The sequence below is a fragment of the Mitsuaria sp. BK037 genome (assembly GCF_014193045.1).
Taxonomy (GTDB): Bacteria; Pseudomonadota; Gammaproteobacteria; order Burkholderiales; family Burkholderiaceae_C; genus Roseateles.
This window is the reverse complement of sequence record NZ_JACHYS010000003.1, coordinates 711,702-723,522: the sequence shown is the minus strand read 5'-3', so window position 1 is coordinate 723,522 and position 11,821 is coordinate 711,702. Positions and strand designations below refer to the sequence as shown.

Below are 11,821 nucleotides of genomic sequence, written 5' to 3'. Positions count from 1 at the left end.
AGGCCCCACGATGAGCGAGTACCGATCCACCCGTCTGTTCTCCCCCGCCGTACCGCGCTGGGTGGAGGCGGTGCTGCAGTGGCCCACCTTCGGGGTGATGCTGCGCCTGTGCCTGGCGTCGGCCTACCTGATCGGTGGGATCGACAAGGCGATGGACTTTCCCGGCGCGGTGGCGGAGCAGGCGCATTTCGGCCTGCAGCCCGCGGTGCTGTGGGCGGTGCTGGCGATCGCGGTGGAACTGATCGGCGCGTTGCTGCTGATCCTGAACCGCTGGGTCTGGCTGGCGGCCGGCGCGCTGGGCGTGCTGACGCTGGTGGCGATGCTGGTGGCCAACGACTTCTGGCACCTGAGCGGCCAGGCGCGCTTCATGGCCAAGAACGCCTTCTTCGAGCACCTGGGCCTGATCGCCGGGCTGGCCTGCGCGGCGCGGATCGCGGTGCTGGAAAGGAAGGTGCTGGCATGACGGGCGTGAAGCGTTTGCTGGTGGCCAGCCTGACGCTGGGTTTCATCGGCGGCTATGTGGACACGGTGGGCTTCGTGGCGCTGTTCGGGCTGTTCACGGCGCACGTGACCGGGAACTTCGTGCTGATCGGCGCGGAGCTGAGCCGCACCAGCGGCGGCAGCGTGCTGCTGAAGCTGCTGGTGTTCCCGACCTTCGTGGTGTCGGTGGCACTGGCGCGGATGGTGGCCCTGCGCTGCGAGCGGACGAAGACGGTGGCAAGCCGGCCCTTGCTGGTGATGCAGGCGGCGCTGCTGGTGGTGGCGCTGATCTGCAGCGTGCCGGCGGGTGCGGCGCTGGCGCCCGACGCGCCGTGGGCGATGGCCACGGGCCTGTTCATCACCGCGGCGATGGGCGTGCAGAACGCGGCCGGCCGCCTGGCCTGGCCGGCGCTGACGCCGACGACGGTGATGACGGGCAACGTGACGCAGGTGGTGATCGATGGCGTGGACCTGCTGCGCGGCGCGGCCGGTCCGGACGTGCGGGAGCGGCTGGGCCGCTTCATCTGGCCGGTCGCGGCCTTCGCGGTGGGCGCGTTGACGGGCGCATTCGCGTATGTGGCGTGGAAGTTCTGGGCGCTGCTGCTGCCGCTGGCGATGCTGGCCGGGCTGGTGGTGATGGATGTGAAGGCGGATAAGAAGGGGTAAGCCGGCCAGCGGCCTGTCGTCGGTGCCGCGTGCGCCGCGTGCGCCGCGGGTATGCGCCCAGGCCGCCGCTCAGTCTTCGGCGTAACGCGTCCGCAAGAAGTCGACGAAGGCCCGCAAGGGCGCGGGCACGTGGCGCCGGCCGGGGTAGTACAGGAACGGCCCGGTGAACGGGCGCCACCATGTCTGCAGCAATGGCTCCAGCGCGCCGCTGGCCAGATGGGGCTGGAGCCAGTCCTCGAACAGGTGGATGACCCCGCTGCCGGCCAGTGCCGCATCGATGGCGAGGTCCACGCCACCGCCGGCCCGCACGACCAACGGTCCGGCCGGATCGACCGTCACGACCTCCGACTTGCGCTGGAACTCCCAGGGCGGCATGGCACCGCTGGCGAAGCGCACCCGCAGGCAGGCGTGCTGCAGCAGGTCGCGGGGATGCAGCGGCCGGCCGCTGCGCGCGAGATAGCCCGGCGCGGCGGCCGTCGCCATGCGCTGGTGACGCGGGCCGATGGGCAGGGCGATCATGTCCTGCTCCAGGCGTTCCTCGTAGCGGATGCCGGCGTCGCAGCCCGCCGCCACGACGTCCACGAAGCCTTCGTCGACGATCACTTCCAGTCGGATGTCCGGATAGGCGGCGAGGAAAGGCGGCACCAGGGCCGGCAGCACCAGGCGCGCCGCGCTGACGGGAACGTTCAGCCGCAGCGTGCCCGCCGGACGGTCACGGAATCCGTTGATCTCGTCGAGCGCCGCTTCCACCTCGCCCAACGCGGGCCCCAGCCGATGAAGCAGTCGCGCGCCGGCTTCGGTGGGCACGACGCTGCGCGTGCTGCGGTGGAGCAGCCGAACCCCCAGGCGGGCTTCCAGCCTGCGCAAGGCCTCGCTGAGGCTGGACGCGCTGACGCCCTCGCCGCGCGCCGCCTGCCGGAAGCCTCCGGCGCGCGCCACCGCCACGAAAACCGCCAGATCGGCCATGTGATCCGCCATCGCACCCGCCACTGTTCTGTTTTCCGCACGACCCGTGCGGATTGGAGCCACTTATCGTACGCCGCGGCGCTGCCTAGAGTGAGCCACCTTCGAAAGGACATGCTCATGAACTCACTCGACAAGGCCGGCACCTTCCGCATCGGCAACCGCAACGTGAAGCGCCTCGGGTACGGCGCGATGCAGCTCGCCGGACCCGGCGTCTTCGGCCCTCCCAAGGACCGGGCCGCCGCCGTGGCGGTGCTGCGGGCGGCCGTGGAGCGCGGTGTCGACCACATCGACACCGCTGACTTCTATGGCCCGCACATCACCAACCAGATCATTCGCGAGGCGCTGCACCCCTATCGCCAGGATCTGCTCATCGCCACCAAGGTGGGCGCCAAGCGGGGGACCGATGGGTCGTGGCTGCCTGCCCTGTCCGCCGACGAGCTGACGAGGGCGGTGCACGACAACCTGCGCCACCTCGGTCTGGAGTCGCTGGAGCTGGTCAACCTGCGCAGCATGCTGGACGTCCACGGGCCTGCCGAGGGCTCGCTGGAGGAGCCGCTCACCGCTTTGGCCGAACTGCAACGGCAGGGCCTGATCCAGCACATCGGGCTGAGCAACGTGACCGCGCGGCAGGTCGAGGATGCGCGTCGCCTCTGCGCCATCGTCTGCGTGCAGAACCATTACAACCTCGTCCATCGGAACGACGACGCGCTGGTGCGGCAATTGGCCGGGGACGGCATTGCCTATGTCCCGTTCTTTCCGCTCGGTGGCTTCACGCCCTTGCAGTCGAGCGCCTTGTCGGAGGTCGCCAGCCAACTCGGCGCCACGCCGATGCAGGTGGCACTGGCCTGGCTGCTGCAGCGCTCGCCCAACCTGGTGCTGATTCCGGGCACCTCATCGGTCCAGCATCTGCGGGAGAACCTCGCGGCCGCTGAACTGCGGTTGCCCGAGGAAGCGGTGGGGCGTCTGGATCGGATGGCTGAGGTCGCTCCACACGCATGACCGGACGCCGGTGATGCGGGGCCCCTCTCTGCGATCGGCGAGGATCCCATAGAGACTTCCATCGAGACAATTTCAGTCGTTTACCGGCTTCAACCGCTGATTGCAAACTCGGCCGAGAACGCGGCGCCTGGCCACTCTCCAGCCAGGCAAGACATGGCACGCTGACGTTCTCTTCAACGCCACCGACCATTCCCATGACCTCCGCGTTCCCCAAGAAATCGCTCGTCCTGCTGCCCCTGCTGCTGGCCGCCGCCCTCAGCCACGCCGAGCCGACGACCACGCTCAACCAACCTGCAGCGCTCCTGGAGGCGCTCGACGCAGGCCAGAAGGTCTCCGTCACCATCGACCTGAGCCGCTGCCAGCCCCAGGCCGGCGGCCGGCCGTCGCAGACCAAGGGTGGCCTGTTGGCCATCGATGCCTATCGCGTCCTGCCCGACGGGACCATCTCCTTCGCCGACACGCATTTCACGGCGTCCGACAGCGCCGCGCCGCTGTTCCAGACGCTGCGCTATCAGGTCAAGGTCGATGGCAGCGTGAACTTCCGTCAGGTGCTCTTCAACCTGCCGGACTACGCCCTCGTGAGCCAGTCGAGCTTCAACTGCACCATCGGCAATGGCGTGGAGTTCCGGACCGCACGTCGCGGCTGGTGACACTCCGCGCCGGCAGAATGCGGGCGCACCAGCATTCATTACAGGCCCGGAGCAGAGTCGATGCGCAAGCTCAGAAGTGGAATGATCAAGATCGCCAGCGCCGCCGCCATGGCGATCGCCGCCGCCGTCCCGGTCTCGGCCAAGACCTACGTGTATGTCTCCGCGGCGCAGGACGGCGTCATCGACGCGTTCGAGATGGACGCCGCCGGCGCGCTCACGCCGCTGGGCAAGACGGCGGCTGGCAAGCTCGTGATGCCGATGGCTGTGGATCCCGCCAGACGGCATCTGTACGCAGTCGTGCGCTCCGAGCCATTCCGCGTGCTGAGCTACGACATTGATGCCGCCAGCGGCGCCTTGCGCCAGAAGGCCGACGCGCCACTCCCGGCCAGCATGGCCTACGCGTCCACCGACCGGACCGGACGCTTCCTGTTCACGGCCTCCTATGACGGAAGCCGGATCGCGATCAGCGCGATCAAGGACGGCCTGGTCGAGCAGGGCGCCATCCAGGTCCTGCCCACCGGCGAGAAGGCACACAGCATCCGGATCGACGCCGGCAATCGCTTCCTGTACGTCACCAACCTCGGCAGCGATCAGCTCCTGCAGTTCGGATTCGACGCCGCCAGCGGAACGCTGACGCCGCTCGATCCGCCGCTCGTCAAGACGAAGCCGGGCAACGGCCCGCGGCACATCGAGTTCTCCCCCGACGGGCGATTCCTCTACGTGATCAGCGAGCTGAGCGGCAACGTCATCCAGTTCGGGAGGGATCGCGATCGGGGGACGCTCACCGAGCTCTCGACCACGCTGACGGTGCCGGCGAGCGACGAGCAGCGACGCATCTGGTCCTCCGACATCGCCATCACGCCGGACGGCCGGTTCATGTACACGTCCGAACGGACGAGCAGCACGATCTCGTTGCTGACGCTTGCCGCGGCGTCCGGCAAACCGAGCTTGGTGGGCGCCTATCCGACGGAAACGCAGCCGCGTGGCATCCGCATCGATCCGACCGGGAAGTTCCTGCTCGTGGCCGGAGAGAAATCGGAGCGGCTGTCGGTGTACCGCATCGATCCGGACAAGGGCGCGCTCCGGCTGATCGGCCGGCAACCGGTGGGACGGGCCGCGAATTGGATCGAGATCATGGACCTGCCCTGAGCGACGGCCATTTCGGCTGAAGGTGGGCGTCCGGCTCGAAAAGGAAAAAGCCCGCGGCGTGTACGCCAACGGGCTTCCTTCATCTTGATCATCCGACCCCGGCACAGCCGGGATCGCTATCGATCAGAACGGAATATCGTCATCCATGTCATCGAAGCCGGTCGCCGGCTTCGGCGCGGGGGCAGGGGCGCGAGGCGCCGCGGCGCGCGGGGCCGGCGCGCGCGGTGCGTCGAAGTCGCCGCTGTCGCGACCGCTGCCGCCACTGCCGCGCTCCGACGAGCGCTCACGGCTGTAGCCACCACCACCGCCGCCGCCCATGTCGTCGCCGCCGCCTTCACGGCCGCCCAGCAGCTGCATCTGCTCGGCGATGATTTCCGTCGTGTAGTTGTCCTTGCCTTCCTTGTCCTGCCACTTGCGGGTCTTCAGGCGACCCTCGACATAGACCGGACGGCCCTTCTTCAGGTACTCGCCCGCGATCTCGGCCAGGCGGTCGTAGAACACCACGCGGTGCCATTCGGTCTCCTCCTGGCGCTCACCGCCTTCACGGCTCTTCCAGTTGCGCGTCGTCGCGATGCTGACGTTGCACACCGCGCTGCCGCTGGGCGTGTAGCGGAGTTCGGGATCACGGCCCAGGTTGCCGAGGATGATGACTTTGTTGACCGAGGCCATGAGGGTTGCCTTCGCTTGCGTGTCGTTGAATGTTCGGAATGGGAAACTCGGCGCCGCCCATCGCCCGGGACATCGGGTCGGAAACAGCGGCGCAGGGGGCGGATTATGCCGCCCGCCCATTCCGCCGACGATCCCCGGGAAACGCCGATCCGCTGCCTGCTTCGCGTCAGCCGATCACCGGATTCAGGGCCGCCGTGGCCGCCGCGCCCGCGCGGGCGGGCCGTCAGCCCATGCGGCGCCGGCTCTGCTTGTGCGCGTACATCGCCGCGTCGGCCTGCTGCATCAGCTCCTCCAGCGTCAGCGGTCGGTCGGCGGCCATCGCGGCGTCGCCGACGCTAAAATCCAGCGCGTAACCCCGCTGCGCCCTCAGGTTGAGCGCCCCGACCTGCGTGCGCACCCGCTCCAGCGCGGGCGACATCTGCTCGGTCGCCGTGCCGCTGAGCAGCACCACGAACTCGTCGCCGCCGGTGCGCGCGATCACGTCCGAGGCCCGCAGGCAGAAACGCAGGATGTCCGCAAAGGACTTCAGCGCCCAGTCGCCCTCCGCATGGCCATAGCGGTCGTTGACATGCTTGAAGTGGTCGAGGTCGAAGTACAGCATCGTCGCCGGCCACTGCTTGCGCCGGCACAGCGCCAGCACATGTCCGGCCTGCGATTCGAAGCCGCGCCGGTTCGCCAGCCCGGTCAGCTCGTCCACCATCGCCATGTACATCGCCGCGAACTGCTGCTCGACCATGAAGGCCAGGTCGCGCAGCGTCGCCTGGTCGTCGGCGTCGAAGCCGCGCGGCACCCGGTCGATCAGGCACAGCGTGCCGAGCCGGTGACCGCTGGGCGCCCGCACCGGGCAGCCGGCGTAGAAGCGGATGTGCGGCGCCCCGGTCACCAGCGGGTTGTCGACGAAGCGCGGATCGGCATGGGTGTCAGGGATCAGCAGGATGTCGTCCGACAGGATGGCGTGGCCGCAGAAGCTGACGTCGCGCGGGGTCTCCGGCACGTCCAGGCCCTGCGCCGACTTGAACCACTGCCGGTCGGCGTCGACCAGGCTGACCAGCGCGATCGGCACCTCGAACAGGCGCCGCGCCATGCGCGTCAGGCGGTCGAAGCGTTCCTCGGGATCGGTGTCCAGCACCTGCAGCACGCGCAGCGTGGCCAGCCGGGCATTCTCGTCGTCGGGCAACGGCGCAGCGATCATGAGCAGGTCTGTTCGGTGCGGAGGAGCAAGGCGCTCGGAAAGCGCCGTCCACGACGGATCGGGACCGGGTGAACGGCGGGCCCGTCGATGTGCAGGACAATCGAGGGCTCCATGAGTTCGTCCAAGCATCATCCCGTCCCGCTAGCCATCCTGCAAGAGGTGTTCGGTTACAGCGCCTTTCGCGGCCAGCAGGCGGCGATCGTCGACCACGTGACCGCCGGCGGCGACGCGCTGGTGCTGATGCCCACCGGGGGCGGCAAGTCGCTCTGTTACCAGATCCCCGCGATCGCCCGGCAGCGCGCCGGCCATGGCGTCACCGTGGTCGTCAGTCCGCTGATCGCCCTGATGCATGACCAGGTCGGCGCGCTCGAGGAAGCGGGCGTCGAGGCCGCCTTCCTGAACTCCACGCAGACGCTCGAGGAAACCCAGCGCATCGAGCGCGAGATGCTCGCCGGGCGCCTGACGCTGCTGTACGCGGCGCCGGAGCGGGTCAACACGCCGCGCTTCATCGCGCAGATGCAATCGCTGTACGAGCGCGGCCTGCTCGCGCTGTTCGCGATCGACGAGGCGCACTGCGTGAGCCAGTGGGGCCACGACTTCCGCAGCGAATACCTGTCGCTGAGCCTGCTGCACGAGCGCTTCCCCGACATCCCGCGCATCGCGCTGACCGCCACCGCCGACGACATCACCCGCGCCGACATCATCGAGCGGCTGCAGCTCGACAGCGCGCGGATCTTCGTCGCCTCGTTCGACCGCCCCAACATCCGCTACCTGATCGTCGAGAAGGACAGCCCGCGCGAGCAGCTGCTGCGCTTCATCCAGGACGAGCACGAGGACGAGGCGGGCGTCGTTTATTGCCAGAGCCGCAAGAAGGTCGACGAGACGGCGGAGTGGCTGCGCGCCAAGGGCATCAACGCGCTGCCTTACCACGCCGGCATGGAACAGGAGCAGCGCAAGCGCCACCAGGACCGCTTCCTGCGCGAGGACGGCATCGTGATGGTCGCCACCATCGCCTTCGGCATGGGCATCGACAAACCCGACGTGCGTTTCGTCGCCCACCTGGACCTGCCCAAGAACATCGAGGGCTACTACCAGGAGACCGGTCGCGCCGGCCGCGACGGCGAACCGGCCCAGGCCTGGATGGCCTACGGCCTGGCGGACGTGGTGCAGCAGCGCCGCATGATCGACGAGAGCCCGTCGTCGGACGAATTCAAGCAGGTGCAGCGCGGCAAGCTCGACGCGCTGCTCGCGCTGGCCGAGGCCATCGACTGCCGCCGCGTGCGGCTGCTGGCCTACTTCGGCGAGGACAGCCAGCCCTGCGGCAACTGCGACAACTGCCTGAATCCGCCCGCGACCTGGGACGCGACCGAGGCGGCGCGCATGGCGCTGTCGTGCATCTACCGCTTTCACCAGGTCACTGGCTTCAGCTTCGGCTCCGGCCACCTGATCGACGTGCTGCGCGGCAAGGAGACCGACAAGGTCGCCCAGTACCGGCATCACGAACTGTCGACCTGGGGCGTCGGCGCCGCGCTCAGCGAGCAGCAGTGGCGCGCGGTGATCCGCCAGCTGATCGCGCTGGGCTATGCGGTGACCGAGGGCGAATACAACACGCTGTCACTGGGCGGCGATGCCAAGGCCGTGCTGCGTGGCGAGGTGCGCATGCTGCTGCGCCAGCCCGCGGTGCCGACGCGCAAGAGCAAGTCGAGCCGCGGCGGGTCGTCGTCCAGCCGGCGCTCGGAGGCCGAGGCCGACCTGGACGCCGCGGCGCAGGCGCGCTTCGATGCGCTCAAGGCCTGGCGCGCCGAGGTGGCGCGCGAGCACGGCCTGCCGGCCTACGTGATCTTCCAGAACGTGACCCTGGCCGAACTGGCGCGGGCGCAGCCGCGCTCGCTCGACGAGATGTCCGGCATCAGCGGCATCGGCGCGAAGAAGCTCGAGGCCTATGGCGAGGCGCTGCTGCGGGTCCTGGCCGAGGACTGAGCCGCTTGGGCCCTCGATCGCGTCACGCGATCGTCACCAGGAAAACTCACCGACAAAAAGAAGAACGCCCGGCAACTGCCGGGCGTTCTCGTGGGCGATCGCTACAGCTGGACCGTCGCGGTCGCCGCCTTGACAGCGCAACCGCCGGAGCTCAGCAGAGCTGGGTCGTGCAGCCGGCCGGCGCGGCCGAAGCCAGCTGCTGGCCGTCGGCCGCAGTGTCGCGGCGGCCGGTGATGTAGACGGTGGGCAGTTGCTCGCGCTTGGCGGTGATGACCACCGGATCCAGCGTGATGACGGCCGCGCGTTGCTCGCGCTGGTCCTGCACGTGCAGCAGGCTGACGGCGATCGCCAGCGTGGCGCCGATGCCGAAGGCAAAGGCCTTGAAGCTGGTGCGGGCGGTCTTGAAAGAGGGGGTGCTCATGTCGATCTCCTTGATGGGGTTGCGTGTGTCAGTGAAGTCAGTGTCGTCATCGCGCCCCCGTTCCGCGAGCCGCAAGCGACGAATGCGCGCGGCGACGGAGTGAACTGCGCGGAACCGCGACGAATGGATGAGCCCGGACCGTCGATCGCCGGGATGCCCCATTCCATCGATGTTCCCGACGATCGAGCCGAAAAAAAAGAAGCCCGCTGGTCAGGCGGGCTTCGAAATGCCGGGGGAAGCGTGGCGTCTATCGGAGCGCAGGCCGCGGGGTCATCCGCGCGGCTTGCTGGCCTGGTCGGCCTGAGGTCCCGGCATGGTCTGCTCGGCCCAGTGCAGGGGCAGGGGATGGGACGGACGCGCGGCCTCGTTCGTGTCCGCCAGCCACAAGGCGATGACAGCGGCGCTGGCCACGGCGGCCAGGGCGGTGAGGAAAGTCTTGGCGGCGTCGTTCATGGTGGTCCCCTGCGGTGCGATCCCTGTCCTGGCATTTCAACGAGGATGCACTGTGCGCCGCCACCGGCGGCAAGACCACGACGACGCGACGAATTGCCGCTATCGCGCGCCGAAATGCCGGTCGGTCGGGCGAATGGGTCCTGGGGGGCGATCCTGGCGAGGCTTCAGCCGCGCGCTGCCCGCGCTGCCCCAACCTGGGGCGGCCAGACGGCCAGGCGCGCCGCCAGCGCGGTGGCCGGCTGCGGCCGGCAATAGAAATAGCCCTGCTGCTGCCAGCAGCCCAGCGCCAGCAGCGCGTCGCGCTGCGCCTCGGTCTCGACGCCCTCCGCCACCACGTCGATGCCCAGCGCCTCGGCCATGCCCATCATGGCGCGCACCAGCGCCCGGTCGTCGGCGCTGCTGGGCAGGTCCCGGACGAAGGCCCGGTCGATCTTCAGCCGGGCCGGGCGCAGCAGCTTCAGGTAGGCGAGCGAGGAATACCCGGTCCCGAAGTCGTCCACCGACAGGCTCAGCCCCAGCTCGGACAGGCGCGCCAGGGTCTGGAGCACCGTGTCGGTGTCGGTCAGCAGCGAGCTTTCGGTCAGCTCGATCGCCAGTTCGCCGGGCGCGACCGCGTGGCGGCCCATTGCCTCGGCGATCCGCTCGGCCAGCCGGGGCTCGCGGAACTGCAGGGCCGACAGGTTGATCGAGATCGGCCCCGGATGCCGCCCCGAGGCCTTCCAGCGCGCCAACTGCGCGCAGGCCTGCTCGATGGTGCTCCAGCCCAGGTCCAGGATCTGCCCGGTCTCCTCGGCCAGCTCGATGAACTGGCCCGGCATCACCAGCCCGCGCTGCGGATGCTGCCAGCGCATCAGCGCCTCCAGCCCCGACCAGGCGCCGGTGCGGGCATCCACGACGGCCTGGTAATGGAGCAGCAGTTCGTCGCGTTCCAGCGCCAGCTTCAATTCGCGCTCGAGCTCCATCCGCTGCACCGCCGCCGCGTCCATGTCCTGCTGGAAGAAGCTGTAGCGCGAGCGCCCCAGCTGCTTGGCGCGGTACATCGCCAGGTCGGCATGGCGGACCAGGGTGTCGAAGTCGTCGCCATCGCGCGGGAACAGCGCGATGCCGACGCTGGCCGACACGCTGGCCACGCCGCCCTCGAGCTGCAGCGGCGCGTTCAGCGCCTCGATCAGGCGCTGCGCCGCGGAGGCGACGTGCTCGCTGGAATCGCGCATCAGCAGCAGGAACTCGTCGCCGCTGACGCGGCAGGCCAGGTCGGACTCCCGCACCGCCTGGCGCAGCCGCTCGCTGGCCTGCAGCAGCATGCGGTCGCCGGCGGCATGACCGAGCGAATCATTGATCGCCTTGAACCGGTCCAGGTCGACGAACAGCAGCGCCAGGTGGCTCTGCTCGCGCCGCGCGACCGCCGCCTCGTGCAGGAAGACTTCCCGGAACAGCGTCCGATTGGGCAGGCCGGTGAGGTGGTCGTACATCGCGAGCTGATGCAGTTGCGCGTTCTTGCTCTCCATGTCCGCCAGCAGGCCGGCGATCTGCTGCCCCATCTGGTCCAGGTGCACGCCCAGCTGGCCCAGCTCGTCCTTGCGGTTCCAGCGCAGCCGCGGCACCGGCTGGCGCTCGGCGATGGCGTTGGCCAGGCGCTTGAGCCGGTCGATCGGGCGGACCATCCTCAGATAGAAGACCATCAGCACGATGCCCACGCCCACCGCCACCTGCGCGGCCACGATCAGCGCCGTCTGGCGGCGCCCCTCCTCGAGCATGCGTTCCTGCGCGGCATCGTCGAACTGCACCCGCAGGCTGCCCAGCACCTGGCCCTCGCGCTGGATGGTCGCGGCGAGCGTGACCGTCGGCCAGCCGGGGCTGCACTTGGCACGCACGATGTCGCGGGTGTCGACGCGCTCCTCGTTGAGCTCCACCGCGCAGACGTTGACGTCAGACAGCAGCTGGTCGAGCGCCCGCTGCACCGCCGGGCTGTCCACCGTCCACAGCGGCTCGACCAGGCCATTGGCGGCCAGCGTCAGCACGGCCGCGCGCTGGCCCTCCAGCACCGGCTCGAGGCTGCGGCGGATGAACGCATCGCTGTAGGCGAGCAGCGCCAGGGCCGGCGCCGCGATCCCGACCACCACCGCGAGCAGGATCACACTGCGCAGCGACAGCGACGGCGCTTTGAACTTCATCGAGGGGGGAAGGGGCAGGAGG

12 protein-coding genes are annotated in these 11,821 nt (G+C 69.3%); 6 read left to right on the top strand and 6 right to left on the bottom strand.

Annotated features, from left to right (window positions below; all coding sequences use genetic code 11):
* Positions 1-10: 10 nt before the first annotated feature.
* Positions 11-463, top strand: coding sequence for a DoxX family protein (locus FHT37_RS19970; RefSeq protein ID WP_183483856.1), 453 nt, complete (start codon positions 11-13; stop codon positions 461-463).
* The gene (locus FHT37_RS19965) at positions 460-1,146 is read left to right on the top strand and encodes a YoaK family protein (protein WP_183483854.1); all 687 of its coding nucleotides are present in this window, start codon (positions 460-462) and stop codon (positions 1,144-1,146) included. Before FHT37_RS19970 ends, FHT37_RS19965 begins: the two co-directional genes overlap by 4 nt.
* A gap of 69 nt (positions 1,147-1,215) precedes the next feature.
* Here FHT37_RS19965 and FHT37_RS19960 read toward each other — a convergent pair whose 3' ends face one another.
* Positions 1,216-2,112 (bottom strand): LysR family transcriptional regulator, encoded by an 897-nt coding sequence (locus tag FHT37_RS19960; RefSeq protein WP_409072717.1) that lies wholly within the window; start codon positions 2,110-2,112, stop codon positions 1,216-1,218.
* 117 nt (positions 2,113-2,229) lie between these two features.
* On the opposite strand from FHT37_RS19960, the gene FHT37_RS19955 reads away from it, so the two are divergent.
* The 3 genes from FHT37_RS19955 to FHT37_RS19945 all read left to right on the top strand — a co-directional run bounded on the left by FHT37_RS19955 (position 2,230) and on the right by FHT37_RS19945 (position 4,910).
* On the top strand, positions 2,230-3,111 hold the full coding sequence (locus FHT37_RS19955; protein ID WP_183483850.1) for an aldo/keto reductase family oxidoreductase: 882 nt from the start codon (positions 2,230-2,232) through the stop codon (positions 3,109-3,111).
* A 194-nt stretch (positions 3,112-3,305) separates the two neighbouring features.
* Complete coding sequence (locus FHT37_RS19950; protein WP_183483848.1) at positions 3,306-3,761, top strand: VirK family protein; 456 nt, start codon at positions 3,306-3,308, stop codon at positions 3,759-3,761.
* Positions 3,762-3,842: 81 nt separating this feature from the next.
* Entirely contained in the window at positions 3,843-4,910 is a 1,068-nt protein-coding gene (locus tag FHT37_RS19945) for a beta-propeller fold lactonase family protein (protein WP_221211168.1), read from the top strand.
* A gap of 123 nt (positions 4,911-5,033) precedes the next feature.
* Here FHT37_RS19945 and FHT37_RS19940 read toward each other — a convergent pair whose 3' ends face one another.
* The gene (locus FHT37_RS19940; RefSeq protein WP_091730396.1) at positions 5,034-5,579 is read right to left on the bottom strand and encodes a single-stranded DNA-binding protein; all 546 of its coding nucleotides are present in this window, start codon (positions 5,577-5,579) and stop codon (positions 5,034-5,036) included.
* A gap of 223 nt (positions 5,580-5,802) precedes the next feature.
* Positions 5,803-6,771, bottom strand: coding sequence for a diguanylate cyclase (locus tag FHT37_RS19935; protein WP_147241577.1), 969 nt, complete (start codon positions 6,769-6,771; stop codon positions 5,803-5,805).
* Positions 6,772-6,882: 111 nt separating this feature from the next.
* On the opposite strand from FHT37_RS19935, the gene recQ reads away from it, so the two are divergent.
* Positions 6,883-8,751, top strand: a complete 1,869-nt coding sequence (recQ, locus tag FHT37_RS19930) for a DNA helicase RecQ (RefSeq protein ID WP_091730388.1) — start codon at positions 6,883-6,885, stop codon at positions 8,749-8,751.
* 151 nt (positions 8,752-8,902) lie between these two features.
* On the opposite strand, the gene FHT37_RS19925 is transcribed toward recQ, so the two are convergent.
* The 3 genes from FHT37_RS19925 to FHT37_RS19915 all read right to left on the bottom strand — a co-directional run bounded on the left by FHT37_RS19925 (position 8,903) and on the right by FHT37_RS19915 (position 11,799).
* Positions 8,903-9,172, bottom strand: a complete 270-nt coding sequence (locus FHT37_RS19925) for a hypothetical protein (protein WP_147241882.1) — start codon at positions 9,170-9,172, stop codon at positions 8,903-8,905.
* Positions 9,173-9,442: 270 nt separating this feature from the next.
* Complete coding sequence (locus FHT37_RS19920) at positions 9,443-9,625, bottom strand: hypothetical protein (protein WP_091730383.1); 183 nt, start codon at positions 9,623-9,625, stop codon at positions 9,443-9,445.
* Between the two features lie 164 nt (positions 9,626-9,789).
* Positions 9,790-11,799, bottom strand: a complete 2,010-nt coding sequence (locus FHT37_RS19915) for a bifunctional diguanylate cyclase/phosphodiesterase (RefSeq protein ID WP_183483846.1) — start codon at positions 11,797-11,799, stop codon at positions 9,790-9,792.
* Positions 11,800-11,821 lie beyond the last annotated feature (22 nt).

Bases quoted from the DNA above. Each gene is read 5' to 3' on its own strand.
- FHT37_RS19960 (WP_409072717.1), bottom strand. From the start codon at position 2,112: ATGGCCGATCTGGCGGTTTTCGTGGCGGTGGCGCGCGCCGGAGGCTTC.
- FHT37_RS19915 (WP_183483846.1), bottom strand. From the start codon at position 11,799: ATGAAGTTCAAAGCGCCGTCGCTGTCGCTGCGCAGTGTGATCCTGCTC.
- FHT37_RS19940 (WP_091730396.1), bottom strand. From the start codon at position 5,579: ATGGCCTCGGTCAACAAAGTCATCATCCTCGGCAACCTGGGCCGTGAT.
- FHT37_RS19920 (WP_091730383.1), bottom strand. From the start codon at position 9,625: ATGAACGACGCCGCCAAGACTTTCCTCACCGCCCTGGCCGCCGTGGCC.
- FHT37_RS19950 (WP_183483848.1), top strand. From the start codon at position 3,306: ATGACCTCCGCGTTCCCCAAGAAATCGCTCGTCCTGCTGCCCCTGCTG.
- FHT37_RS19945 (WP_221211168.1), top strand. From the start codon at position 3,843: ATGATCAAGATCGCCAGCGCCGCCGCCATGGCGATCGCCGCCGCCGTC.
- FHT37_RS19935 (WP_147241577.1), bottom strand. From the start codon at position 6,771: ATGATCGCTGCGCCGTTGCCCGACGACGAGAATGCCCGGCTGGCCACG.
- recQ (WP_091730388.1), top strand. From the start codon at position 6,883: ATGAGTTCGTCCAAGCATCATCCCGTCCCGCTAGCCATCCTGCAAGAG.
- FHT37_RS19965 (WP_183483854.1), top strand. From the start codon at position 460: ATGACGGGCGTGAAGCGTTTGCTGGTGGCCAGCCTGACGCTGGGTTTC.
- FHT37_RS19955 (WP_183483850.1), top strand. From the start codon at position 2,230: ATGAACTCACTCGACAAGGCCGGCACCTTCCGCATCGGCAACCGCAAC.
- FHT37_RS19925 (WP_147241882.1), bottom strand. From the start codon at position 9,172: ATGAGCACCCCCTCTTTCAAGACCGCCCGCACCAGCTTCAAGGCCTTT.
- FHT37_RS19970 (WP_183483856.1), top strand. From the start codon at position 11: ATGAGCGAGTACCGATCCACCCGTCTGTTCTCCCCCGCCGTACCGCGC.